19 protein-coding genes, 1 pseudogene and 2 riboswitches are annotated in these 25,554 nt (G+C 42.4%); of the genes and pseudogenes, 14 read left to right on the top strand and 6 right to left on the bottom strand.

Annotated elements, in window-relative coordinates; translation table 11 throughout:
- The first annotated feature begins 103 nt into the window (after positions 1-103).
- The 3 genes from EEL30_02765 (at position 104) to EEL30_02755 (ending at position 5,569) form a co-directional block, all read left to right on the top strand.
- Positions 104-2,512 carry a 3-hydroxyacyl-CoA dehydrogenase/enoyl-CoA hydratase family protein gene (locus EEL30_02765; protein QDX91391.1) on the top strand — a complete coding sequence of 803 codons (2,409 nt, stop codon included), beginning with the start codon at positions 104-106 and terminating at the stop codon, positions 2,510-2,512.
- Positions 2,513-2,542: 30 nt separating this feature from the next.
- Complete coding sequence (locus EEL30_02760; protein ID QDX91390.1) at positions 2,543-3,721, top strand: acetyl-CoA C-acetyltransferase; 1,179 nt, start codon at positions 2,543-2,545, stop codon at positions 3,719-3,721.
- Between the two features lie 69 nt (positions 3,722-3,790).
- Positions 3,791-5,569, top strand: coding sequence for an acyl-CoA dehydrogenase (locus EEL30_02755; GenBank protein QDX91389.1), 1,779 nt, complete (start codon positions 3,791-3,793; stop codon positions 5,567-5,569).
- 68 nt (positions 5,570-5,637) lie between these two features.
- On the opposite strand, the gene EEL30_02750 is transcribed toward EEL30_02755, so the two are convergent.
- Together EEL30_02750 and EEL30_02745 are read right to left on the bottom strand one after the other, a co-directional pair.
- Complete coding sequence (locus EEL30_02750; GenBank protein ID QDX91388.1) at positions 5,638-6,681, bottom strand: LacI family transcriptional regulator; 1,044 nt, start codon at positions 6,679-6,681, stop codon at positions 5,638-5,640.
- A 97-nt stretch (positions 6,682-6,778) separates the two neighbouring features.
- The gene (locus EEL30_02745) at positions 6,779-9,142 is read right to left on the bottom strand and encodes a DUF4968 domain-containing protein (protein QDX91387.1); all 2,364 of its coding nucleotides are present in this window, start codon (positions 9,140-9,142) and stop codon (positions 6,779-6,781) included.
- Between the two features lie 307 nt (positions 9,143-9,449).
- Between EEL30_02745 and EEL30_02740 the strand changes: the two genes are divergently transcribed.
- From EEL30_02740 to EEL30_02725, 4 genes are all read left to right on the top strand, one after another.
- Positions 9,450-11,093 carry a PTS transporter subunit IICB gene (locus EEL30_02740; GenBank protein QDX91386.1) on the top strand — a complete coding sequence of 548 codons (1,644 nt, stop codon included), beginning with the start codon at positions 9,450-9,452 and terminating at the stop codon, positions 11,091-11,093.
- A 1-nt stretch (position 11,094) separates the two neighbouring features.
- On the top strand, positions 11,095-11,910 hold the full coding sequence (locus EEL30_02735) for an endonuclease (protein ID QDX91385.1): 816 nt from the start codon (positions 11,095-11,097) through the stop codon (positions 11,908-11,910).
- A complete protein-coding gene (locus tag EEL30_02730; GenBank protein QDX91384.1) occupies positions 11,900-12,886 on the top strand; it encodes an ROK family glucokinase in 987 nt (328 codons plus the stop codon). Before EEL30_02735 ends, EEL30_02730 begins: the two co-directional genes overlap by 11 nt.
- Before the next feature lie 156 nt (positions 12,887-13,042).
- A complete protein-coding gene (locus EEL30_02725) occupies positions 13,043-14,098 on the top strand; it encodes a copper amine oxidase N-terminal domain-containing protein (GenBank protein QDX91383.1) in 1,056 nt (351 codons plus the stop codon).
- Between the two features lie 126 nt (positions 14,099-14,224).
- Here the strand turns inward: EEL30_02725 and EEL30_02720 are convergent, their stop codons facing one another.
- The 4 genes from EEL30_02720 to EEL30_02705 are packed head-to-tail and all read right to left on the bottom strand — an operon-like array spanning position 14,225 to position 17,332.
- The gene (locus EEL30_02720) at positions 14,225-14,737 is read right to left on the bottom strand and encodes a cupin domain-containing protein (GenBank protein ID QDX91382.1); all 513 of its coding nucleotides are present in this window, start codon (positions 14,735-14,737) and stop codon (positions 14,225-14,227) included.
- Positions 14,738-14,787: 50 nt separating this feature from the next.
- Positions 14,788-15,447, bottom strand: coding sequence for a methylthioribulose 1-phosphate dehydratase (locus EEL30_02715; GenBank protein QDX91381.1), 660 nt, complete (start codon positions 15,445-15,447; stop codon positions 14,788-14,790).
- On the bottom strand, positions 15,444-16,121 hold the full coding sequence (locus tag EEL30_02710; protein QDX91380.1) for a 2-hydroxy-3-keto-5-methylthiopentenyl-1-phosphate phosphatase: 678 nt from the start codon (positions 16,119-16,121) through the stop codon (positions 15,444-15,446). Before EEL30_02710 ends, EEL30_02715 begins: the two co-directional genes overlap by 4 nt.
- Positions 16,118-17,332 carry a 2,3-diketo-5-methylthiopentyl-1-phosphate enolase gene (locus EEL30_02705; protein ID QDX91379.1) on the bottom strand — a complete coding sequence of 405 codons (1,215 nt, stop codon included), beginning with the start codon at positions 17,330-17,332 and terminating at the stop codon, positions 16,118-16,120. The genes EEL30_02710 and EEL30_02705 overlap by 4 nt, the downstream gene beginning before the upstream one ends.
- A 110-nt stretch (positions 17,333-17,442) precedes the next feature.
- Positions 17,443-17,570: riboswitch (SAM riboswitch) on the bottom strand.
- A 227-nt stretch (positions 17,571-17,797) separates the two neighbouring features.
- Positions 17,798-17,920, top strand: a riboswitch (SAM riboswitch).
- A gap of 10 nt (positions 17,921-17,930) precedes the next feature.
- Between EEL30_02705 and EEL30_02700 the strand changes: the two genes are divergently transcribed.
- From EEL30_02700 to EEL30_02670, 7 genes and pseudogenes are all read left to right on the top strand, one after another.
- Positions 17,931-18,593, top strand: coding sequence for a DUF1722 domain-containing protein (locus EEL30_02700; GenBank protein QDX91378.1), 663 nt, complete (start codon positions 17,931-17,933; stop codon positions 18,591-18,593).
- A 21-nt stretch (positions 18,594-18,614) separates the two neighbouring features.
- Positions 18,615-19,841 (top strand): S-methyl-5-thioribose kinase, encoded by a 1,227-nt coding sequence (locus tag EEL30_02695; protein QDX91377.1) that lies wholly within the window; start codon positions 18,615-18,617, stop codon positions 19,839-19,841.
- 112 nt (positions 19,842-19,953) lie between these two features.
- Positions 19,954-20,523 carry an N-acetyltransferase gene (locus tag EEL30_02690; GenBank protein QDX91376.1) on the top strand — a complete coding sequence of 190 codons (570 nt, stop codon included), beginning with the start codon at positions 19,954-19,956 and terminating at the stop codon, positions 20,521-20,523.
- Positions 20,524-20,579: 56 nt separating this feature from the next.
- Positions 20,580-21,022, top strand: a pseudogene (locus tag EEL30_02685) (multidrug ABC transporter permease/ATP-binding protein).
- 163 nt (positions 21,023-21,185) lie between these two features.
- A complete protein-coding gene (locus tag EEL30_02680) occupies positions 21,186-22,388 on the top strand; it encodes an MFS transporter (GenBank protein ID QDX91375.1) in 1,203 nt (400 codons plus the stop codon).
- Positions 22,389-22,791: 403 nt separating this feature from the next.
- Positions 22,792-24,708, top strand: a complete 1,917-nt coding sequence (locus EEL30_02675; protein QDX91374.1) for a cation-translocating P-type ATPase — start codon at positions 22,792-22,794, stop codon at positions 24,706-24,708.
- Positions 24,709-24,790: 82 nt separating this feature from the next.
- On the top strand, positions 24,791-25,525 hold the full coding sequence (locus tag EEL30_02670) for an amino acid ABC transporter ATP-binding protein (GenBank protein ID QDX91373.1): 735 nt from the start codon (positions 24,791-24,793) through the stop codon (positions 25,523-25,525).
- Positions 25,526-25,554: the final 29 nt, after the last annotated feature.

Here is a 25,554-nt window from a genome sequence, read left to right as displayed (position 1 = left end):
AGGCAGATAATGAATGAGCGTTCATTCAAATATAAAAACGACACCAAATCTGCCTACTTGCTAAATCAAGCCAATGATACAAGCATATGAAGGAGGAGACTTCATGGAACGCAAAATTAACAAAGCTGCGGTCTTGGGATCAGGGGTCATGGGAGCTGGTATTGCTGCCCATCTGGCCAACGTAGGCATCCCCACTTATCTATTGGATATCGTACCGCGTGAATTGACGGAGGAAGAGAGCAAAAAAGGATTGACGCTGGAACATCCAGCTGTTCGTAATCGTATTGCCCAAACAGGTCGTGATCGACTGCTGAAGGAAAAGCCAGCGCCTCTGTATGATAAAGATTCCATCTCCCTCATCACGGTAGGCAATTTGGAAGATGATCTAGACAAACTAAAAGAAGTAGATTGGATCATTGAGGTTGTTGTTGAGAATGTAGAAGTTAAAAAACAGGTATTTGCCAAAATAGAAGCTTATCGCAAACCGGGCGCGATTGTGTCCTCCAATACATCTGGTGTTTCCATCAATGAAATGTCTCAGGATTGTTCAGAAGAGTTCAAAAAATCCTTCCTGGGAACACACTTTTTTAATCCACCTCGCTATCTAAAGCTCTTAGAAATCATTCCAGGTGAGCACACCGATCCAGCCTTAGTTGAGTTTATGATGCATTTTGGAGAATTTGTACTAGGAAAAGGTACCGTTCTTTGTAAAGATACACCGAATTTTATCGCCAACCGAGTTGGTACATATGGTTTGCAAGTGTCTATTCAAGAAATGCTACGTCTTCAAATAGGAGCAGATGAAGTAGATGCGCTTACAGGTCCAGTAATTGGTCGCCCAAAAAGTGCGACGTTCCGCACTTTGGATGTGGTAGGTCTGGATACGTATGTGCACGTGGCTAAAAACGTCCGTGACAAAGCGACGGATGAAGTAGAAAAAGCAACATTTGAAATACCAGAGCTACTTACCAAAATGGTAGAAAACCGCTGGTTGGGTCAAAAAAGCGGTCAGGGCTTTTTTAAGCAAGAGAAGACGGCGACAGGCAAAGAGATATTCGTTTTGGATACCAATACACTGGAATATAAACCACGGGCGAAAGCTAAATTTGCCTCGTTGGAAGCTGCTAAACAAGCCAAAACATTGCCGCAAAAATTGCAGGCGATTGTGTATGGAAAAGATAAAGGTAGCGAATTTTTATGGAATGTATTGAAAAAGACGATGCTGTATGCCGCTACAAAAGTGCCAGAGATTGCTGATGACATTGTAGCAGTAGACAAAGCAATGAGATGGGGCTTTGGCTGGGAACTCGGTCCCTTTGAAACATGGGATGCCATAGGTCTTGAGAAATCAGTAGCTCGGATGAGAGAAGAGGGCGAAACGATTCCGGCGTTGGTAGAAGAATTACTGGCTAGTGGAAAAACCTCTTTCTATGAAAAAGCAGAAGGCAAAGTAGCTGCTTTTCACATCGGCGGAACCTTTAAAGGATTGGAAGAGAAAAAAGAAATCATTAATTTAGCTGCTTTAAAAGAACAAGGTAAAGTAGTAGTTAAAAACGCAGGCGCGTCACTCATTGATCTAGGGGATGGAGTTGCTTGCTTCGAATTTACTACGCCGCATAATGCGCTAGGTGTGGATATTTTACAAATGTTCACGAAAGCTGCAGATGAAGTAGAGAAAAACTTTACCGGTATGGTTATCGGAAATCAGGGTAAAAACTTCTGTGTTGGTTTAAATCTAGCGATGGCTTTGATGGAAGCACAGGATGAAAACTGGTTTGAGCTGGATATGTTGGCTAAGAAATTCCACAACACTGTTAATCGGATACGTACTATGCCTCGTCCTGTAGTAGCTGCACCATTTGGTATGACGCTTGGTGGTGGAGTAGAGATTTGCTATATGGCTGATCAGGTGCAGCTAGCGGCGGAAACTTATCTAGGATTCGTAGAAGTGGGTGTTGGTGTATTGCCGGGAGCTTGTGGTACCAAAGAAATGCTATTCCGTTCGATGGAAAACATTCCGAGTGGAACTCCTACCCCTATCGATGCTTTCCCATTTGTGGCTCGTGCCTTTGAAACAATTGCTATGGCCAAAGTATCCACAAGCGGTAAGGAGGCAATTAAGCTGGGCTATATGCGCCCAACTGATCGTGTTTCCATAAATCAAGACCATCTGTTGTATGATGCCAAACAGGCGGTATTAGAGCTTGATAAACGAGGATATACAGCTCCTGTTGAACGTACGATTCCAGCTATCGGAACGACAGGATATGCCTCATTACGCCAGAATATCTATGGATTGCGCCAAAGTGGCATGATCAGTGAGCACGACGAATTGATTGCGACTAAAATTGCCTGGATCATGTCTGGGGGAGATGTCCCAGCAGGTACGCAGGTTAACGAAACTTATATTCTAGAACTGGAGCGTCAAGGCTTCCTCGAATTGATCAAAACACAAAAGACGCAACAACGCATGCAACACATGCTGGCAAAAGGAAAACCGTTGCGTAACTAAAGAAGCGTCGGAAAAGAAGGAGGAGAAAGCATGAGAGAAGTAGTCATCGTGGCAGGAGCACGTACGGCTGTAGGTAAATCAAAGCGCGGCTCATTAAAGGATGTTCATCCCGTTGATCTGGGCGCATATGTCGTAGAGGATTTGCTTCGCCGTGTTCCGAATCTGGACCCGGCGTTGATTGAGGATATCATTATCGGGAATGCGGTACCAGAAGCAGAACAGGGAACCAATATGGCTCGTTTAATCGGTCTTCGTGCTGGGCTACCAACCAATGTGTCGGGTATTACCATTAACCGTTTTTGTTCATCTGGCTTACAAAGTATCGCTTATGCAGCTCAACAAATCATGTGTGGTGGTGCCGATGTCATCATTGCAGGTGGTGTGGAAAGCATGAGTCTTGTACCAATGGTTGGTAACAAGGTGGCTTTAAACCCAACTCTAGTAGACACGATGCCGGAAGCCTACATGAGCATGGGACATACGGCAGAGAGAGTAGCGCAGCGCTATGGGATTAGTCGGGAAGAACAGGATCAGTTTGCAGTAAGAAGCCATCAGCGTGCGGCGACGGCTATTGCGGAGGGTAAATTTAAGGAAGAGATCGTCCCAGTAACGGTGAAGCAGGTATTCGTAGACGAGAACGGTAAGCGTCACGAGAAGGAATTTGTATTTGATACTGACGAGGGTGTACGCATCGATACAAATGTTGAAACCTTAGGAAAATTACGACCAGCCTTTCATGTAAAAGGTAGCGTGACAGCGGGTAACTCATCCCAAACTAGCGATGGTGCCGCAGCAGTTCTAGTGATGTCGAGAGAAAAAGCGGATGAATTGGGTATCAAGCCAATTGCTAAATTCCTCTCCTTTACAGTAGGTGGCGTTGATCCTGATGTGATGGGAATTGGCCCGATTGTAGCTATTCCAAAAGCCCTAAAACAGGCTGGGCTTAGCATCCAGGATGTAGATTTATTTGAATTAAATGAAGCGTTTGCCTCGCAATCATTAGCTGTTATTCGTGAGCTAGGCATTGATGCTGAGAAGGTCAACGTTAATGGCGGTGCAGTCGCATTAGGGCATCCATTGGGTTGCACAGGTGCTAAATTAACTGTTTCTCTACTCAATGAGATGAAGCGACGTGAGTCTAAATACGGTGTTGTAACGATGTGTATCGGTGGCGGTATGGGAGCTGCTGGGGTGTTTGAGGTCCTGTAAGGTAAGTACATGAGATAAAAATTCGAGGCATGAATGATGGCTCGTTTAAAATTGAAAGGAGAAATTGACATGGCAGATGTAAAAGAGATCGTACGTGGTGGAAGTTTTTTAATTGAAACAGGCTTAGCAGAAGATGTATTTACACCAGAAGATTATACAGAAGAACAAAAAATGATTGCAAAAACCACAGAAGAATTTGTTGTTAATGAAGTTTTGCCTCATTTAGAGGAGATTGAACATCATCATTTTGATCATTCAGTACGCCTTCTGAAAGAAGCAGGAGAACTAGGCCTTTTAGGTGCAGATGTTCCTGAGGAATACGAGGGGCTTGGTCTTGATAAAATGAGTTCTGCTTTAATTACGGAAAAAATGGCGCGTGCACGTAGTTTTGGTCTAAGTCATGGTGCTCATGTAGGGATTGGTTCTCTGCCGATCGTGTACTTTGGTAATGATGATCAAAAACGTCGTTACTTACCTGACCTTGCATCTGGTCGACGCCTAGCAGCGTATTGCTTAACTGAGCCGGGTTCTGGGTCTGATGCGTTAGGAGCTAAAACAACGGCGCGTTTGTCTGAAGATGGTACGCATTACTTATTAAATGGAGAAAAACAATGGATCACCAATGCTGGATTCGCTGATGTATTTGTGGTTTATGCCAAAATCGATGGCGAGCATTTTACTGCTTTTATCGTAGAACGTGATTTCCCTGGTGTGTCATTTGGACCAGAAGAGAAGAAAATGGGTATTAAAGGCTCTTCTACTCGCACTGTTATTTTTGACGATGCTCAAGTGCCAGTCGAAAATTTATTAGGTGAACAGGGCAAAGGTCACGTGATTGCTTTTAATATTTTGAACGTTGGTCGTTATAAATTAGCAGTTGGTACAGTAGGTTCAGCTAAACGTGCATTAAATATCGCTACGGAATATGCAAAAGAGCGCAAACAATTTAAAACGCCAATTGCAAACTTCCCGCTTATCCAAAATAAATTAGCTTCTATGGCAGCGAGAGTATATGCTTCTGAAAGCTCTGTTTATCGTACGGTGGGTATGTTTGATTCTTCTCTGTCTAGCTTGGGAGAAAAAGCAAATGATGGACGCGAGGTAGCAAAGGCTATCGCCGATTATGCAATTGAATGCTCTATCAATAAAGTATTTAGCTCAGAGGTATTGGATTATTGCGTAGATGAAGGTGTGCAAATCCATGGTGGATATGGTTTCATGGCTGAGTATGAAATTGAGAATATGTATCGTGACTCTCGGATTAATCGAATTTTTGAAGGGACTAATGAGATTAACCGCCTATTGATTCCTGGCACTTTGGTTAAAAAAGCAATGAAAGGCGAGTTGCCTTTGCTACAAGCAGCAACAGGCTTGCAGGAAGAGTTGATGAGCTACTATCCTAGCGAGTTGGAAGAAACACCTTTGGCTGTTGAAAAACATCTTTTGGATATGACTCGCAAAATCATTTTAATGGTAGCAGGTTCGGCTTTAATGAAATACCAAAAGCAATTGGATCAGGAGCAAGAATTACTAGCGATTGCGGCCGATATGCTGATTGAGTTGTATGCTATGGATAGTGCCGTGAAGCGTACAGAAAAAGCGGTGGAAAAAAATGGAGAAGACAAAGAACAGCACAAGTTGAACATGACTGCGGTATATGTGCATGAAGCTTTTGATCGTATCGAGCAAGGAGCGAAGGAAGCATTAGCAGGAATGGAAGAGGGGGACGATCTCCGTCTACGGTTATCCATCCTGAAAAAGCTGACTCGTCGTGATCCAATTAATAGCATTGGTTTGAAGCGTCAAATCGCAAGCCGCGTGTTGGAGAAGGATGGTTACACGGTATAACAAACAATATAGATGATGCACAAAAAAGGTTGCCAAGAATGTTTGGCAACCTTTTTATAACTTTAATTTTACGTATTTCTTTTTTTTGACGCAATATAGTCCTCGCAGGAATTGCGTTCAACCAACTTGAAGGGAATAATAATGCGTTTGGTAGGCTCATCTGGTTGTTCAAGCTTCTCAATTAAGCATTTTCCAGCCTGATATCCCAACTGAAAAATTTGAATATCAACTGAGGTGAGGGGCGGCTGGGAAATTTCTGTGATCAGAGCATTATTAAAACTAATTAGAGAAACATCTTGAGGCACATTAACACCGATTTCGTTAAGTACTCGCAAAATTCCTAGGGCCATCATATCATCTGTAACGATTAGGGCAGTGGGTCTGTTAGGCAAATTCATTAATTCAATCGCGGCTTCTTCACCGCCTTCGCGTAGAACCTTTTCACGGACGATATATTCATCATGTAGGGAGAGGGAAGCTTGTATAACCGCTTGTTTGTACCCTTCCAAACGGTCGACGGTTACGACCATATCAGGTGAGCCACCAACGAAAGCAATTCGTTCATGACCTTTCTGGATGAGGTACTCGGTAATCTCTTTAGCCGCTGTATAATTGTCGTTGTCCACATGATTAATGGCATCCATGTCTATATGTGGTTTTCCTACCATTACAAAGGGAAAATCTCGTTCTTTCAAGTAGTTGGTCACCCGGTCGTTAATTTTGGAGTAGAGGAGAATGAACCCATCTACTCGACCACCTTGAACCATTCTCACTACGCCATCATACAATTCTGCCTCGGTTTCCCCTGTAGACATACAGATAGCATACTCGCGGCTATGAGCAATTTTGCTAATACCACGGATCACTTCAGGAAAGAAAGGATTTTGGAAGATGCGATCCGTTGAATCTGGCATCACCAGCCCGATGGTTTGCGAGGATTTGCTAGCGAGACTCCGAGCTTGAAAGTTGGGATGATAGCCGAGTTGTTCCATTGCTTCCCGAACACGCTGCTTCGTTTCTTCACTGATCCGTGGATGGTTGGCAACGACCCGAGAGACTGTAGATGGTGCTACGTTTGCTGCTTTTGCTACATCTTTAATTGTTACCCCCATGTGTTACCATCCCTTTCCACTCTATATTCATTTGGCTTATCTGTTATCCTATCTCATGAAAAAACAGTCAGGGAGGTTCCCCAAACTGTTCTACTATTTATTGGTTTAGTTCAAATGTGAGGATATGTTTATCTTCCAAATAGGCATCTGTTTTTTCTTGACCATTAACATAGATGGTTTTCATGGCATCTACACCATGAATTTGGAAAATCATTGTTTTCCAAGAAGGTGAGTAGCCTGCGTGAATGTCCTCTATATTTATTTCTACTTGATTTTCATGATGGTGACAAGTAATTTTTCTCTCTAGGTATTGTTTATTTTGATAGGAGAAAGAAGAACCGTCGTCTTCATATAGAACATACTCTGTTACCTGTTGACTTGGATAAACGTGAATAATGACATGCTCGTCAGGTACTTTCGTGGATAATTTGACTGGTGCTTCAGAAATCATTGCCCCTTCTTTCACGAAAATCGGTAAGGTATCTAAGGGCGCTGATACCATGATATGAGTACCGCCTTCGTATTTTGTGTCTGTCCAGTAATCGTACCAGATTCCTTCTGGCAAATAAACAACACGATGGTACGTGGAGGGTCTAGTGATTGGAGCTATCAATACATTCTCACCAATTAAAAACTGATCAGACAAATTAAACGTATGCGGATCATTTGGATATTCCAGTACAAGTGGACGCATCACAGGAAGACCTGTCTGATGTGCTTCGCGGAACAACGTGTATAAGTGCGGAAGCCATTTATAGCGAAGCTCAATATATTTCTTTGTGATCATTCCCACTTCTTCCCCAAATGCCCATGGCTCTTGGGCGACTGTGCCAAGGTTACTGTGGTTGCGGAAATAGGGAGTAAAAGCTCCGAGTTGTGTCCAGCGTGTCAGCAATTCCCCAGTAGTGTCATGCGCAAATCCCCCAACATCAGGTCCTGTAAAAGGAACGCCTGATATCCCAAGATTCATGCACATAGGCATCGCCATTTGCATGTGTTCCCAGAAACTACGATTATCTCCTGTCCAGACAGCTGCATAGCGTTGCACACCTGCGTAACCAGCTCTAGTCAATACAAATGGGCGCTTTCCAGATAACTGTTCTTTTAAGCCCGTATAGGTCGCCTCTCCCATTAAGAGTCCATAGACATTGTGCAGTTCACGATGGCTTTTTGGATTTCCGTCATTTCCATGTATGACCGATAAATCCATGGTTTTTGTTTCATTGAAAACAGCTGGCTCGTTCATATCATTCCAGATACCTTCAATGCCCATGTCTGTATAGAATTTTTGTTTTTGTCCCCACCATCTGCGTACATCCGTATTTGAGAAGTCGGGGAAGGCACTGATTCCTGGCCATACTTCACCCAGATAGATATTTCCTTCGATAGATTTGCAAAAGTGATTTTCACGGACACCTTCTTGATAGATAGGGTATTCCGCATCCTGCTTTACACCAGGATCGACGATGGGAATGATATTAATTCCTTCTGCCCTCAACTCCTGTATCAGCGAATGAGCCTGTGGAAAACGGTCATAGTCAAAAGTAAAGACGCGATATCCATCCATATAATGGATATCTAAGTAAATCGCATCGACAGGAATTTCCTTCTTTTTAAAAAGACTTACAAGCTCGCGGACTTCTTGCTCATCTTTATAGCTGTAGCGTGATTGATGATAGCCAAGCGCCCATTTGGGGGGAATATCCATTCTGCCTGTTAACGTGGTGTATTGAGCAATAACATCCTTTGGGGTGGGCCCTGCCAGAATGTAATAATCTAATTCTCCTCCTTCTGCCCAGAATGAATAGCTTTCCTGACTAGATTTTAGGTCAAAAACGGTTCGATACGTATTATCAAAAAAGATCCCGTGTGCAAACCCGTTCCGAATCGTCATGAAGTACGGAATCGATTCATATAGGGAATCTGTTTCTGGATTATGTGGAGCAAAGACGTCTGTATTCCACATCGTCATTTTTTCACCACGTTTATCAAGGAAGCTGGTTTTTTCTCCAAATCCATAAAAATGGTCGGCAGCATCCATCTCTTTAAAGCAGATGATTTCTTGTTTTTGGGTAAACGCCATCCCTCTTTTGCCTTCTTCTACAAGTACTCGGCCTTGATGATCATAAGCGGCAATGCGAAAAGGAATTTTGCTGATCTTTATGTGAAGCTGAGCCGTTTTAATGAGTAGATACTGGGTGTGTTCCTCGCAAACAGTTTCGATTTCTTGAGGTTCTTTCATTAGCGCAAAGCTGCTTTCCATGGTTGGTTTTGATAGCGGTTTCATAGTAATGCGTGCAATATCCTCCGCATAGAAAGACAAAGTAACCCAACCGCGCTCACAGCGAAATTGGAAGAGTTGATTTATTTCATAATCTATTAGATTACCAATGTCATAGTATTGAGTCGATTTGTTTGCTTTTTCATTTCCGGGATGAATGGCAAAACTGGTATCTTGCATAAAAAAACCTCCTTGGATCTTTTTGGACTGCATGTTTGAAAATCTCGTAATCATTATATTTTTAATCGTTTAATTGCGCAACCGTTTGCGCGATATTTTTTCTTGGTTCATTATATTCTTATGATCATGTGATTATTTTGTAGTGGTTTTTGTAGAATGATAAAGGTCTTGCGAGGTTTGGTGGGAAATAAAAATTGTTATAACTTTTTACTTGTTTTATGAAAGCGATTTTATTACAATGATTTTGCGCAAACGTTTTCATAATTTGATAAAAAACGAATACATAATCATGCAGGGGGGAGTTACATTGAAAAACATGGTATCTTTTGATTTCTGGCAGAAGCTTGGAAAAGCTCTTTTAGTGGTGGTTGCCGTCATGCCTGCGGCTGGGATTATGATTTCTCTTGCCAAACTGATTGCAATGGCAGGTGGAGATGTAACCTTTGTTGTCAGATTTGCCCACGTAATGGAAGAAATAGGATGGGCCGTTATTGGTAATCTTCATATTTTATTCGCGGTTGCCATTGGTGGCTCGTGGGCAAAGGAGCGTGCTGGGGGTGCGTTTGCTGCTTTGATCGCTTTTATCCTAATCAATCGGATTACGGGTGCTGTCTTTGGAGTAAGTGGAGATATGCTATCTAACCCTGAGGCTACTGTTTCCTCGTTATTTGGAAAAGAGTTAGCAGTTAAAGATTATTTCATTTCATTTTTAGGTGCACCTGCACTTAACATGGGTGTCTTTATCGGTATTATTTCAGGTTTCCTCGGCGCAGTTATCTTTAACAAATATTATGATTACAACAAACTTCCGGCATCCCTTGCTTTCTTTAACGGGAAGCGATTCGTTCCGTTTGTCGTTATTTTTTGGTCAGCTGTAACCGCTATCATCTTATCTACTATTTGGCCATCAATACAGGGGATTTTGAATGAATTTGGAAAATGGATTGCTTCTTCCAAAGACACAGCTCCTGTTATTGCTCCCTTTATCTTTGGAACGTTAGAGCGGTTACTACTACCATTTGGATTGCATCATATGCTGACTGTTCCGATTAACTATACCCAACTTGGTGGTACATACACGTTGCTTACTGGTTCCAGCGCAGGTCAAGTAGTAGCTGGTCAAGATCCATTGTGGCTTGCATGGGTTGCTGATTTGAACAATCTTCTTACCCAAGGAGATACGAACGCTTACAACCAATTGCTAAATAGTGTAACACCGGCCCGCTTTAAAGTAGGTCAGATGATTTTGTCAACGGCGTCACTGATTGGAATAGCGCTAGCGATGTACCGTAATGTAGACATCGAGAAAAGACCAAAATATAAATCTATGTTTTTCTCTGCTGCCTTGGCGGTATTTTTGACAGGAGTAACAGAGCCGATTGAATTCATGTTCATGTTCGCGGCACCGCTTCTGTATGTGGTTTACTCTATCTTGACAGGGATTGGCTTTGCTATGGCTGATTTCATTCACCTGCGTCTACATTCTTTTGGATTTATCGAGTTGCTGACACGTACACCAATGGTGATTCGCGCAGGAATGATACAAGATATCATCAACTTTGTTATTATATGTCTCGTCTGCTTTGGATTGAATTTCACTGTCTTTCATTTTTTGATCAAAAAATGTAACTTCCCTACGCCAGGTCGTGCGGGAAATTATACAGATGAAGAAGAACCAGCTACAGGGAAGGAACAAACGAAGGGAAGCACGAATGGTGTTGCTGAAACGATTGTTCAGTTACTAGGTGGTGAAGAGAATATTGAAGATGTGGATGCATGCATGACACGTCTGCGGATTACGGTCAAAAATATAAAAGATGTTGCTGCTGAATCAGAATGGAAAAAGACAGGTTCGCTCGGTCTTATTTTGAAAGATAAGGGAGTCCAGATCGTGTACGGTCCGAAAGCAGATGTAATTAAATCAAGTGTCCAAGATTATTTAGGAGTTTAATATGAGATTGTTAACACTGAACTGTCATTCTTGGCAGGAACTTGATCAACATAAAAAGCTGGGAGAGCTAGCGGATGCCATAGTAGAACATGCTTACGATGTCATCGCTCTACAAGAGGTTAGTCAATCGATTGATGCTGTATTGATCGATGGTCAAATGAAGGCGGATAATTATGCCTATCTATTACTACAAGAGCTTCATAAACGTGGTGAAGACGATTATCAGATGGTCTGGGAATTTTGTCATATCGGGTATGAGCTATACGAAGAAGGAGTAGCTTTGTTGACCAACCTCCCCATCAGGAGTCAAAACTCATTTTATGTGTCTGAACATACAGATACGTCGTATTGGAAAACTCGAAAGGTTGTGCAAGCTACTGTCTGGTATCATCAAAAATCCGTTTCATTCTTTTCTTGTCACTTTGGATGGTGGATGGATGAAGAGGAGCCATTTTCCCTTCAATTTGAACGCCTGACAAAGATGGTTGTAAAGAGTGAACTTACCTTTTTAATGGGTGATTTCAATAATCATGCTGGTGTGAGTGGAGAAGGATATGACAATGTACGAGAGCATGGGTGGTACGATACGTTTTTACTTGCTCAAAATCAAGACGAGGGCAGTACGGTACAAGGGAAGATTGCTGGATGGGGTGGCAATCAGAAAGACTTGCGGATTGATTATATCTGGGTAAATCAGCCTGTCCATGTATTGAAATCGAGAGTAATTTTTAATGGTATAAATAAGTCTGTCATATCTGATCATTTCGGTGTAGATGTCATACTTGGAGAAGTCGGAGGGAGTAATCATGAAGGATAAGTGGCTTGTTGGTGTAGATATCGGAGGAACAACGATCAAACTTGCTTTTTTGACGCAAAACGGTGCTATTCTTCGTAAATGGGAAATTCCTACTGACACAAGCATGAATGGAAGTAACATTCCAGACGATATCGCCAGAGAACTTCGCAATCAGCTGGCACGAATGGGTCAGGATAGAAATGATGTGCTAGGTATAGGGATAGGGGCACCAGGACCAGTCAATATAAAGACTGGATCAGTCGATGTGGCAGTTAATCTGGGCTGGGTCAGCTTTCCCTTACAGGAGCGCTTGGAACAGGCGACCGGTTTGCCCGTCGTGGTGGATAACGACGCAAATATAGCGGCATTAGGGGAAATGTGGAAGGGAGCAGGAGAAGGAGCGAGAGATCTTATCTGTGTTACGTTGGGAACAGGAGTTGGAGGAGGCATAATCTCCAATGGAGCTATTGTGCGCGGTGTAAATGGATCAGCGGGCGAAATTGGTCATATTGCTGCCATACCAGAGGGAGGAGCGCCATGTAATTGCGGTAAAACGGGTTGCCTTGAAACCGTCGCTTCTGCAACAGGAATTGTACGGATGGCGATGGTAGAGGTACATACCAGCTACGAGTCTAGTTCGTTGCGCACGTATCTTGAAACTGGCTCTTCTCTCACAGCTAAAGTTGTTTTCGAAGCAGCTAAAGCAGGAGATAACCTAGCAAGCAAAGTGATTAGGGAGTTGACTTTCCATTTAGGAATAGCGCTTGCCAACCTTGCTAATGGGACTAATCCTCAAAAGATTGTTATCGGAGGAGGAGTTTCTCAAGCGGGTAATGCTTTAATCGTGCCTTTGCGTCAGCAGTTTGTAAGGTTTACATTTCCACGGGTAGCTATAGGAGCAAAGATCGTGCTTGCTACGTTAGGAAATGATGCAGGAGTGACGGGTGGAGCGAGGTTAGCTCTAGACGCATGCAAACAAAAGATGTTGATTATTTGATGTCAAAAGCCAGTGTCCAACTGATTATTAATTGGGCTTTGGTTTTTTTATTTTAATTTTTTTTCTCTTTTCCTGAAACGTTTGAGAAAAACACCTCGTCAAAGAAGATGAATCCAACAAAATGGAAATAATGTTAATGAAAATGGAGGTACCAAAATGAATAAATCCTTTAAAATGTTAAGTGCTGCACTGATTACTGCTGTGGTGGCTACCAGTTCCATTTCAGCTTATGCTGCTACAACTCAACCCGTACAAATAAATAATGCCGAAACAACTAAGGCTTCTAAGCATTCCATTTCTGTGAATGGCCAAGTAATAGACCAGAAGCTAGAAGTATACGCAAATAAACAAAATGTGTTGATGGTCCCATTGCGTACGATCGCTGACAAATTAAATTATAAAGTTACCTGGAATGCTGAAACCAAGAGTGCCGAATTACAAAAAGGCCCACAGTGGACAGCAGTGACGGTAGGAAAAGATCAATACAATGTAAATAAAATGTACGTGCAATTAGGAGCAGCTCCAGAGGCTAAAGAGGGAATTACCTATGTACCTGTTTCCTTCTTTGATGAAGTGCTTAATCTACAAGTAGTTGTCGAAGAGGATGGAGCGATTAAAATCGACGAACAAGCTCAGGGAGTCGCGAAAAAAGGTAGTATTACAGGCATCTCTATTGAAGAGAAAGATGCTTCTATTAAGGGAGCTATTATGGTGAATGGTTTCACAAATGGTGTGCGTTTAAACATCACAGATGAAACAAGCATTGTTAATCAAGATGGTGAAAAGCTAACAATTGCTGATTTGAAATTGGGACAAGAAGTTGAAGCTGAGCATAGTTTGATTATGACCATGAGCATTCCGCCAATGACAAATGCAGTAAAAATCGTGGTAAATGATAAAACGGCTACTTCAGAGGTTTTGGGAACAGTTGGTGAAGTTATTGAAGCTAAAACATTGACAGACGGAACCATTCAAGTAGTGATTGAAGGAGAGAAGCTAAACGACAATTCATTTGAAACGATTGCGTTAAACGTAGCCAAAGATACTCCGATTATTAACACAAAAGATAATACCGCATTAAAAGCAGAGGACTTGCGTAAAGGAGTAAAAGTCTATGGATTTTATGGCCCTACCACAACAAAAAGCCTACCAGCAATCGGGCAAGCGGTGAAAATTGTGGTTGAGCAGGAGTCGTTGATTCAACCGAAGTAATTCGTTCGAAGTAAATGTAGAATAGTAGCTTGAATACCGAATCGATAGGAAAAACGCTTGGACAGATGCTCCAAGCGTTTTTCTTATCTTTTTTCTTATCTAATGAAGAAACAATTCCAAAGCCTCCTAATAAATCGCTTCCCAACCAGCGGGAGTAACAAACAGACGAATGGCAATAATTTTCCGATCCTCCATTAAGGTAAAGTAGTGACGATAAGAAGAAGGAACAGAGATTAAATCACCTGCGGACAGCTCTACATCAAAGTATCGACCGTCTGTGCCTAAAATTGCAAAGATACCATGACCATCTACGCAGAAGCGGACTTCATCATCCGTGTGATGATGTTCTTTAACGAAGTTCTCCAACTTTTTATCTAACTCTGGTGTTTTGTCGCTAAGAACGATCACGTCTGCCGTGGTGTAGTTACGGCGCTCGCTAATGTCCGTTATCTCTGTTTGGAATGTATCTAAAATTTGTTGCTTCTCGGCATCAGTTGGGGAGTAATTTGTACGAAGAGCAGGATCTAATTGCTCCACACCCCAATATTCATAGATAACATCTTGCGTTGTTAAAAATGCTTTAACAGCTTCTGTACCTTCAATATATTCGTTGGTATCGTGAAAACGTACTTTTGCCATGGGTAAAGCCTCCTTGTGTTTCGAATGTTATGAATTATGGTTTTATTCGATTAAATAGCGATGCCAGTAGCTTGCGTAGATAACTGACCTACTTGGAGTAAGCGTAATTGATACTCGAATAAAAACTCAAAAGCTTCTATATGTCGTTTTGCTTCAAAATCATTACGACCCCATGCGTAGATACCATGATTACGGATTAGTACGCCAGGTACATCAGAACGTATGGCCTCTTTAATGGCTAGTGCTAGTGCAGGGATATCTGCATAGTTTTCCACGATGGGAACGCTAAGTAGAGCATTTTCCTCCCAGATGCCGAGTCCCTTAATTAGTTCCTGACCGTGAATACTAAAACTTTGTTTTTGTGCATATAGCTCGGAAATCACATTGTTTGCAATCGTATGCACATGGAAGCAAGCGCCAGCATCGGGAATGCTTTGATAAATAACGGCATGCACTAATGTTTCTGCAGAAGGCTTCAAATTGGTAGGCTCCACGGAATTTGCGTTTTCGTCAACGATCAGATAATCTTCTGGTGTCAATTTGGTTTTATCTTTGCCACTGGCGGTCACAGCAAATTGTAGGGGGACATCGCTGATTTTGATGGAGAGGTTTCCGCTAGTTCCCGGAAACCAATCTCTTCTAGCAAATGTAAGCTTTACCTCATCCAATTGTTTAAAAGCGGCGATGCGCTGTTCAAGTGTTGCGGTCATAGCACAATTCCCTCCTGTTTCGCCTGAATGGCTTTTATAATATCAATCACATCATAAAAGGTAGTAAATGGTTTATGTGATAAATTTTCTTCCTCACATTTTTCTAATAGGAGGGAACGGGCAATGACAAAGTCAGCAATTCGAGAACCTGCTAAGTCAGTGATACTGTCCCCAATGACAACACGTGTGTGAGTGGCAGAATCGTAATTTCTAATAATAGTGGTTTTACACATTCCGCAATCTGTTGGGCAATGCTCATCGCAGGCATGTGGCCACGTAATACGAATGCTTGTTCCACTAAAATCACTGCCATTACAGTAGATTGGTCCATCCAACTGGAACGGAGCGAGAATCGGATGGATAAAGAAATCAATACCCCCGCTTGTAATGAGTAGTGTCACGTTTTCTTGTCGGCAATAATCGACAAACTCAGCGAATCCAGGGCGGATACTGGCATTCTTTACAGCAAATTGCGTAATTTCTTGTTCAAGTGAAGAGGGAAGTAGGGAAAAAAGCTTACCCACGCCTTCTCTGATTGTAATTTGTTGCGTCAAAATCTGTTCAGTTAATGCTTCCCAGCCCGGGGGATGAAAGTGGCGCATGATTGCTACAATGTTGTCTTTTTCTGTAATGGTTCCATCAAAGTCGCAAAAAAGTACAAGTTGTTTTGTCATGCGAGACCTCCCCATTTTTCTAGTGCGAGTCGCAGTTCTTCAGAGTCGTTAGCTGCTTGTGTAAGACTGATCCCTTTTACGGATGCATCGATGGCTACGCGGAAAGCTCTACCGCCTGCCGCTGCGCCTTGTGGGTGGCCATGAATACCCCCACCTGCGTTAACAACCTGATCTAGACCAAAGTCAGCATACAACTGTGGGACTAATCCAGGATGAATACCTGCCGAAGGAACTGGGAAAGCAGGTTGTAAGGAACCATATTCCCCCACCAAGTGATTGGCAAGTTGGTTGGCTTCCAGCTTATCTAGTGCAACGTTTCCATATGGAGAAGGGAACAAGACCAAGTCAGCACCAGCTAAACGTAATAGGCTACCGAGTAAGAGTGGAGCAGCTATGCCGTAATCAGGACTAGGGTAGTAAGCTCCAGCGAGTGCGGGATGGGCCATGATTGGCACTTGAATGTCTGGATCTTCTGCTAGTCGCTGCAATAGGTCGAAGCCGAAAGCGAGTGCATTGAATAAGAGGCAGGAAGCACCAGCATCAATTGCTTGTTTCGCCCGCTCAATGAGCTGTGAGCTAGGACCGGTAAGGTTAGCAGCATACAAGACAGGCTTCCCAGTTTGTTGAGCAACTTCATCTGCTATGATTTTGAAGCGTCGGATGCGTTGAATAAAAGGAGCTTTATCATCGGCAAAGAAAATTTCGTCATCTTTTATAAAATCAAGGCCACCTTCTGCTTGTGCACGAAACTGAACTTCTAATTCGTCTAACGACAAGCCTGTGCATGACTTGAAAATGCTCATTAATAACGGTCGATCATGCACACCGGTTATTTCTCGTATACCTTTTATGCCAAACTTTGGACCATGGAACCCTTGTAAAAAAGAAGGGGGTAGTTGAATATCTATCAGTTTGATTTTGCCATCCATCGATAACTTACCAAATACCCCTGTAAGAAGAGAGGGGATATCTTGTGTGAAGCATCTTGTCGGATAACTGATAGTTATTAGGCCGCGTGTTTCGCCAGACGGGGTGGTTTCAAGAGGAGCTACATGTGCCACTTCTCCCAAATAAGCTCGCAGTTGTTCTTGTTTGGCTAAGGGAAGGTCCGTCCATGAGCCTACCGTCATACCAACTGCTATACCTTCAGCTTTTTTTTGTAAATCTTTTGCTTGCGTTAAATAGGTTACGAGAATTCGATCTGTACTCATGGATGACCTCCTTGTAGGTATAGGATTTTACAAAATTATGTAGAGGTAGCGAATAACAACTAAAAACGCCCCCTTCAAGAGAAGGAGGCGTCTGATAGACAGGACTTCTTCTCTTATCTCTCACATAAGCCATGAAGCATGCTTATGCGTAGGATTTAGCACCGTTTCGCATCGATATGTCGATGCGAGGGTTGCCGGGCATCATAGGGCCAGTCCCTCCGCCTTCTCACAATAAGAGTTGTAGATAATTGGTGTAGTTGTCAAAAAATTAAGCTGTTTCTTGGAGATCATCTTATCCCTTTTTATAAAAAGCGTCAACCCTTTTACAAACAAAATCTGAGTTGAATAAATTGTTTGACATATCAGGTTTGTCTGTGTATATTTCTACTAACGATTCATTTACGAGGCTCTCAGTTACTTAGATATAAGGGTCTGACGTTACTTACAATTACATATCTTTTGGATACCTTATCCAGAGACGGTGGAGGGACTGGCCCTATGAAACCCAGCAACCGACACATGACCACTAATTTGGCGTGTGCACGGTGCTAATTCCTGCAGAGACATTGAAATTCTGGTAGATAAGGGGGAGCGTTTAATGGAAATGGCATGTACAAACGACCTCTTTTCTTCGGAAAAGAGGTTTTCTTTTTCTACGATAAGCAAAGCATGGTGTGAACAGATATGGGCAGAGCATAAATATTGGGTGATGATGCGGTGCTATCAAAAATATAAACAGATATCACAAGCGTTTCGTGATCAACTCAAATTGACACGGGAAACAGGGGAGAAGGATTGGAGTTCATTTGCCGAACATTTGTTACATGAGCTCCAGGAGATTAGGCAGTTGCCGATTGATTCAGGCAACGCCTGCAATGCGTTGAGCCATGCATTTGGCCATTTACGTGGTAAAATTAGTGAACAAGAAAGCGGGTCCTGGCATGTATTATTGCAGTGGAGCTGGGAAGAAGCGTATCGTATGTTGTTCTTACTTACTGTGGAATATGGTGATGACTGTTTGTCACGGTCCCGTCTGTTTTCACCAGATGTTCCTATCAGCCATACCTGGATTCGTTTTCGCGGTAAAGACTTGTTTATTGAAAAGAATTCGGGGCGATGGAATATTCTTGAGCCACATGAGGTCTGGGAGCGGGTCGGTGTTTATCACGTTAGCCTATTAACCAACTATCGTTTATTGGCCAATCTAGGAGGAATCGTCCATCCCTTGGCACATTACGATCAATTTGTAGAACGATACTAGTGATAAAAGGAGAGGAAAGATATGGGGTACCAAGCGTTATCGGTTCAAGAAGCCATTCTATACGTACAGAATCAGGGAAAGATTTTTACTAAAGAAGCGTCTCTTGTTAGCCAAGAAATTGGTGATGGCAATTTAAATTTGGTTTTTAGAATCACGGATGAAGAAACCGGTAAAAGTGTCATTGTGAAACAGGCTTTGCCTTATGCTCGCGTCGTTGGTGAATCATGGCCGTTAACGTTGGATCGATCCCGTATTGAGGCAGAGGCGCTCAAGATTCAACGAGAGTTGGTCGGGGATTTGGTGCCTGAGGTATACCATCACAATACAGAGCTTGCATTGACGATTATGGAGGATGTGGGCGATCATAAATTGCTCCGTGCAGGTTTAATTGATGGAGAGGTGTATCCACATTTCGCTAGACATATTGGCACCTTTCTTGCCCATACTTTGTTCTTTACGTCTGATCCTGGCACACAACCATTTGCTAAGAAGGCTAATGTGAGCAAGTTTATTAATCCAGAGCTATGTAAAATTACTGAAGATCTTGTATTTACTGATCCTTATGAGGACCATGAGACCAACGATTTTAATCCACTTATTCGTCCAGATGTAGAAGCAATATGGGGAAATCAAGCATTACGTCGAGAAATCGCTAAGCTAAAATATGGCTTTTTGACACGAGCAGAGGCTCTATTGCATGGTGATTTGCATACAGGTAGTATTTTTGTCACACAAACGAGCACAAAGGTGATTGATCCTGAGTTTGCTTTTTATGGACCTATTGGCTTTGACATTGGAGCGGTAATCGCTAATCTGATCTTAAATTATGCTGGACAGCATGGGCTACAAGCAGACGTCCAAAAACGGGAGCACTATCGTACCTATCTATTGGATACGGTAGAAGACGTTTGGAATGAGTTTGTATCGCAGTTCGTTCGATTGTGGCACAAACAGGCAGAAGAGCGCAGTGCGCGAGTTCCTGATTTCTGGCAGGATTATGTATCCCAAGTCTTACAAGATACGGTAGGTTATGCTGGATGCAAAATCTTGAGACGTGTGATTGGGCTAGCAGGAGTCGCTGATTTAAACAGAATTGAACAAGCAGATATTCGAGCAGAAGCAGAAAGGCTAGCTTTAGAGATTGGTCAGTCTTTCATTATCAATCGCAAAAATTTTGCGGAAATCTCAGATGTAACCACGATCGTGCGAGAGATCACTGTTGAACGGGAGCAGGTTTTGCAAAAGTAGAATGAAAGCATAACAGGGTCACCTGCTGTCCTATTGAAGAGGGCAAGCAGGTGATTTTTGTTTTATAGAGAATTATGTTCCAATCTACTGGATCAAACAGAGGGGGAGAACCATGAAGAATATCGTGATATCACCTGATTTGGAACTAAAGGAAGTACGTGAAGAGGATGCAGTAGCCACCTTTGCCTTAATTGAGAAGAATCGGGACTATTTGCGTGAGTTTTTACCTTGGTTGGACAATGTACGAGATGTGGAAGATTCAGAAAATAATATTCGTTTTGCCATTCAACAAGCAGCAAATTTGCAGGGAACTCATTACTCGATTTGGTATAGAGGTCAAATGGCAGGAAGAATTGCTGCCAATTATATCGAATGGAGCCATCGAAAAACTGTGATTGGCTACTGGCTGGGAGCTGAATTTCAAGGGAAGGGAATCATGACGCAGGCAGTAAAAGCATATCTGGATCACTTAGTATTTAGAAAATGGAATTTACATAGGGCAGGGATTGCAGCAGCTGTGCAAAATGAGAAAAGTCGTGCTATCCCGGAGCGACTTGGCTTTAGATTAGAAGGAATCATTCGGGGGAATGAATGGCTGTATGATCATTACGTTGATCATGCCGTGTATGGAATGCTACAGCAGGAATGGAAACAGCAAAAAGCAGGGATAGAAGTGAAGTAATCTTTATTCTATAGTTAATCGAATTTTTTGATTTGTAGGGAAGAAGGGGTTGGAGAGTGAGTTCATTTAGACAATTAGCATGGTTTTTTCAAAGACATTGGAAGCGGTATGCCTTTGCAATTAGTGTGCTGATTTTCATTGATGTCCTATTGCTATTACCACCACGTATTATTGGTAGTTTAGTTGATGAGATTCGTAACGGATTATTAACACAAAAGGGCTTGTTAGTAATGGTTGGGGTTCTATTAGGGATCGGCATTTTGCTATATGTATTGCGATATGTGTGGCGTTTTCTATTATTTGGTGGATCACTTACACTGGAAAAAACACTGCGAGATCGCTTTTTTCTACATTTAAATAAAATGTCACCTAGTTTTTTTCAACGTCATCGAACAGGTGACTTAATGCAATTGCGACTAATGACATTCCAGCGATTGAAACGACAGCTAGTATAGGGGTATTAACTTTGGGTGATTCCATCTGTATGACCTTGCTGACTAGCCTAATCAATTAGAAACCGTTAGATTTCCGTACATAGGATTCCCCCACTTCAAGCGAAGCTAAGTGGTGGGTAGTTCAAAAAGTAAACTGTGAAAAAGTAGAGGGTTGTGGAAGAGTAGGAATACGGTGTATGATCTTCTAATGGAAAGGAGATCGCATACATGAAATCTTCGCGCTTTACTTTTACAACATTACTCGTTGTGGTCTTTATTGCTGGAATTACTCAGGGACTAACACTCCCGTTGCTTGCTATCTTGTTAGAGGAACGCGGCATTTCTGCTGTATCTAACGGTCTGAATGCTGCAGCCCTCTATGTCGGAATGTTCATTATGTCGCCATTGATGGAAATCTTTTTACGAAAATGGGGTTATCGGACGTGTCTGTTTATTGGGCTTGTATTGGTAACATTCTCAACTTTGTTAATCCCATTGTTTACTTCATTAAGTGTATGGTTTATCCTCCGCTTGATAATGGGAATGGGCGATTCTGCTCTGCATTATACCAGTCAGATCTGGGTGACGGCAACATCTACACCAGAGCGACGTGGGCGCGATCTTTCGCTATACGGTCTTTCTTATGGAGCGGGTTTTAGCGTAGGACCTTTGGCAATTAATTTAATGCCGTTTGGTTTGTGGGCACCGTTTATGGCTCTTGTTGCTTGTAATTTGGTGGCTTTTTTCATGTTGTTAAAAATTCGTAACGCTTTCCCACCTGAAGTGAAAGCAAATGATGGGAAGAAGGTTGTTAAATCAAGAGAGAAGTACAAGATGGTTATCCAAATGACGTGGCTGGCTTTGATTCCAGCTTTTCTATACGGTTTTATGGAAACGACGCTAAATGGTAGCTTTCCGATTGCGGCCTTACGTACAGGTATTTCAGCAGAGTCGGTTTCCATTATTTTGCCATCCTTCGTAGTAGGTAGTTTGTTCCTGCAATTGCCACTTGGTACGTTAAGTGACAGGGTAGGACGAAAAAAAGTCATGATGTACTGTGCGATAGTCGGATGCATCGCATTTATGCTGTTCCCATTAGCAACTTCATCTGTACCACTAATGATGCTGTTATTAGCTTGTGCAGGAGCAGCAGTGGGTTCGTTCTACTCGCTCGGATTGGCTTACTGTGCTGATATCTTGCCACAGGGCTTAATTCCGATAGCTGGAATTATTGCGAGCATGAATTTTAGTGTAGCTAGTATTATTACGCCAAGTGTTAATGGATTCTTAATTAATTACGTTTCTCCAACTTCGATATTTGTGGCAATGGGCAGTATGTTCATTATCTTCTTCATAGCAGCCATTTTCTTTAGACCAGAGAAAGAACGTACTTCATCTTCTCAAGAGTATGAAGTAGTGGAAATGAAGTAGAAAAAGCGAAACCTTATCTGGTCATACTCCTGTCAAGTAAACAATAAAAAAGGGTAAGTTATGCGGCGATCGTTTCTCGGGTATTCCACCGGGGAACGATCGCTACGTTTTTTTAGAAACGATTTAGATATTCAATAGAGGATATCATAGCTACATAATGGAGCCTATTTTCTATTCCAAAATTGTTCTTGACGCTTTATAAAAAAGAATTATACTTGAATTGTAATGATTATTTAAAAGTTTACCTAGCTCAATTATATTCACCTATGGAAAAATGCATAAAGCCGCATGAACGCTGTTACCTTCGGGTAGCAGCTTCGTTTGTTTTTAGGGGAATTTTAAGTATGATTCTCTTTCTCAACAAGAGAAGGTTTAACCCAAAAAAGAAAGAAGGGTGATTGGTATGTTGCAAAAAGGAAGTATGATTCTTTCAGGTGTGTGTGTTCTGATTAGCTGGCTGTGGGGCAGTATCGCTGGTATTGATCCTGCATGGATTGCTATTGTGGTATGTGGAATTCCGATTGCACTAACAGCGGGTAAGGAATTATGGATACAACGACGTCTAAATAGTGATGTGTTGGTCACCATCGCCATTATCGCTGCTGTCTGTATTGGGGAGTTACTAGCGGCTGCCGAAGTTGCCTTCATCATGATGATTGGTATGTGGCTGGAAGAAAAAACAGTGGCTAAAGCGACTTCCGCCTTAAAAGAGATGGTGGAAATGGCACCCGAACAAGCACGGGTAATGCGAGGAGGTCATTGGATTGAGACAAAAGCAGATTCGGTGCTAGTAGATGAACTGGTATTGGTAAAACCAGGTGAGAAAATTCCGGTAGATGGAATTGTGGTAACCGGCCAGGCTGCAATTGACCAAGCGATTTTAACGGGGGAATCCTTACCGGTCGAGAAGCGTCTAGGAGATGAAGTATTTGTAGGTACTACCAACACAAATGGCTCGCTAGAAATTCAAACAACGCGTGTTGGGGAAGAAACAACCTTTGCTAAGGTAACGCGATTAGTAGAGGAAGCAATGGAGAAGAAAGCACCTGTACAGCGCTTGTTAGATAAATGGGCAGTCTGGATTGTAAGTGCTAGTTTGTTATTGGCGTTCCTTGTGTATTTATTTACGGGTGATATGGTTCGTTCCGTTACGGTGCTGATTGTTTTTTGCCCCTGTGCTTTGGTATTGGCCACTCCTACAGCGATCATGGCGGGGATTGGGAATGCAGCCAAGAACGGGATTTTGATTAAAAGTGGTGTTGCACTGGAGCAATTAGGTTCCATTAATACAGTGCTCTTCGATAAAACTGGTACGTTAACGAAAGGAGCATTGTCAGTTGCAGGGGTTGCTCATGCAGAACATAGCGCTCAAGAGGTTATGCGTTGGGCTGCTGCTCTCGAACAGCATTCGGAGCATCCAATCGCTACGGCCATTTTAAACAAAGCAAAAAAGTGGGAGATAGAATTACCTGATGTAGAATCGTTTATTATGCATGCCGGTAGTGGAATTGAGGGCTTGGTAGAGGGCAAACGTATTTATGTGGGGAACCCTACATTTATCAAGCAGGTGGGGATATCGCTTGAACAGGTCCAGAGCTTGCTTACTACTAAAGAAAACGAAGGGAAAACAAATGTTCTAATTGCTTCAGAGCACAAACTGCTTGGAATGATTTCAGTGTCAGATCAACTTCGCCCCGAAGCGAGAGTAACAGTGGAACAACTAACAGAAGCTGGAGTAGAGGTAGCTGTTGTCACTGGTGATAATAGCGGAGCAGCTCGGTTCATGGCAGAGCAGTTAGGAATTACGCAGGTGTATGCAGAACAAATGCCGGACATGAAATATATGCAAGTAGAGCGCCAGCTCAAAGCAGGACGCAAGGTGGCGATGATTGGCGATGGCATAAATGATGCACCGGCGCTAACGTTAGCGGATGTAGGAATTTCGATGGGAGTACACGGTACGCAAATTGCTGCTCAAGCGTCTGATGTGGTATTGATGTCAAATGATTTGCGAAAGATTGCTGATGTAATGCGTTTGGGACAAAAAGCGGTGCAAGTGATACGAGAAAATCTAATTATTTCTACTGCTATTAACAGTGCAGCTATCCTGCTTGCTTTATTAGGCGTGTTAGGTCCGGTATTTGGTGCGTTTGTGCACAATATCACTTCCGTATTAGTGGTACTAAACTCTGCCAGACTAATTGGATTTTTGTCTACACATAATGACTCAACTCCGTCTTCACCTAATGATGGAGCTCATACGTCAGTCTCTTATGATTCTGATACGGCAAAGTTCAAATCCCTACATGACTACATTTAAAATATGTAATTTTTCTGACAAGTAGGCTAGAATGAAAGGGCATCGTGATGAGACCGAGAGTAACCGCAAACGGGGAGGTACTATGAGCGCAATTATTCAAGTTACCGATCTTCACAAATACTACGGGAAACTAGAGGTTTTAAAGGGCATTTCCACAGAGATTGCAGAACGCGAGGTTGTTTGCGTGATTGGACCATCTGGTTCAGGGAAAAGTACTTTTTTGCGATGTATGAATCAATTAGAAGAGATTACCAGTGGTAAAATCGTTGTAAATAATCATGATCTCACGGATAAGAAAACGGATCTGAATAAGGTACGCGAAGAAGTCGGAATGGTATTTCAGCGTTTTAACCTTTTCCCACACAAAACTGTTCTAGATAATGTGACGTTAGCCCCAATGAAAGTACGTAAGCTACCAGTTGAAAAAGCACGTGAACAAGGCTTGCTCCTATTGGAGAAGGTGGGCCTACGAGATAAGGCGGATGTATATCCAGAAAAATTATCAGGTGGTCAGATGCAACGGGTAGCTATTGCAAGAGCATTGGCCATGAATCCCAAAGTCATGCTATTTGATGAACCTACCTCAGCTTTGGATCCCGAATTAGTTGGTGAAGTGTTGGCGGTTATGAAAGATTTGGCACGTGAAGGCATGACTATGGTGGTAGTGACACATGAAATGAATTTCGCTCGTGATGTGGCTGATCGTGTCATTTTTATGGATCAAGGAATTATTATGGCAGAAGGGAAACCAGATACATTCTTTGATAATCCTACGAATGAGCGGCTTCGATCCTTTTTAGGAAAAGTATACATGTAAGAGAAGAAGAGCAGATGGGGCTGCAAGGG

It is taken from the genome of Brevibacillus laterosporus (assembly GCA_007833815.1).
Lineage (GTDB): Bacteria > Bacillota > Bacilli > Brevibacillales > Brevibacillaceae > Brevibacillus_B > Brevibacillus_B laterosporus_D.
The sequence above is the reverse complement of the archived record's forward strand: the minus strand, read 5'-3'. Positions and strand labels throughout refer to the sequence as shown.

Coding starts and splice junctions, on each gene's coding strand:
- EEL30_02765 (QDX91391.1), top strand. CDS start 104: ATGGAACGCAAAATTAACAAAGCTGCGGTCTTGGGATCAGGGGTCATG.
- EEL30_02760 (QDX91390.1), top strand. CDS start 2,543: ATGAGAGAAGTAGTCATCGTGGCAGGAGCACGTACGGCTGTAGGTAAA.
- EEL30_02755 (QDX91389.1), top strand. CDS start 3,791: ATGGCAGATGTAAAAGAGATCGTACGTGGTGGAAGTTTTTTAATTGAA.
- EEL30_02750 (QDX91388.1), bottom strand. CDS start 6,681: ATGGGGGTAACAATTAAAGATGTAGCAAAAGCAGCAAACGTAGCACCA.
- EEL30_02745 (QDX91387.1), bottom strand. CDS start 9,142: ATGCAAGATACCAGTTTTGCCATTCATCCCGGAAATGAAAAAGCAAAC.
- EEL30_02735 (QDX91385.1), top strand. CDS start 11,095: ATGAGATTGTTAACACTGAACTGTCATTCTTGGCAGGAACTTGATCAA.
- EEL30_02730 (QDX91384.1), top strand. CDS start 11,900: ATGAAGGATAAGTGGCTTGTTGGTGTAGATATCGGAGGAACAACGATC.
- EEL30_02725 (QDX91383.1), top strand. CDS start 13,043: ATGAATAAATCCTTTAAAATGTTAAGTGCTGCACTGATTACTGCTGTG.
- EEL30_02720 (QDX91382.1), bottom strand. CDS start 14,737: ATGGCAAAAGTACGTTTTCACGATACCAACGAATATATTGAAGGTACA.
- EEL30_02715 (QDX91381.1), bottom strand. CDS start 15,447: ATGACCGCAACACTTGAACAGCGCATCGCCGCTTTTAAACAATTGGAT.
- EEL30_02710 (QDX91380.1), bottom strand. CDS start 16,121: ATGACAAAACAACTTGTACTTTTTTGCGACTTTGATGGAACCATTACA.
- EEL30_02705 (QDX91379.1), bottom strand. CDS start 17,332: ATGAGTACAGATCGAATTCTCGTAACCTATTTAACGCAAGCAAAAGAT.
- EEL30_02700 (QDX91378.1), top strand. CDS start 17,931: ATGGAAATGGCATGTACAAACGACCTCTTTTCTTCGGAAAAGAGGTTT.
- EEL30_02695 (QDX91377.1), top strand. CDS start 18,615: ATGGGGTACCAAGCGTTATCGGTTCAAGAAGCCATTCTATACGTACAG.
- EEL30_02690 (QDX91376.1), top strand. CDS start 19,954: ATGAAGAATATCGTGATATCACCTGATTTGGAACTAAAGGAAGTACGT.
- EEL30_02680 (QDX91375.1), top strand. CDS start 21,186: ATGAAATCTTCGCGCTTTACTTTTACAACATTACTCGTTGTGGTCTTT.
- EEL30_02675 (QDX91374.1), top strand. CDS start 22,792: ATGTTGCAAAAAGGAAGTATGATTCTTTCAGGTGTGTGTGTTCTGATT.
- EEL30_02670 (QDX91373.1), top strand. CDS start 24,791: ATGAGCGCAATTATTCAAGTTACCGATCTTCACAAATACTACGGGAAA.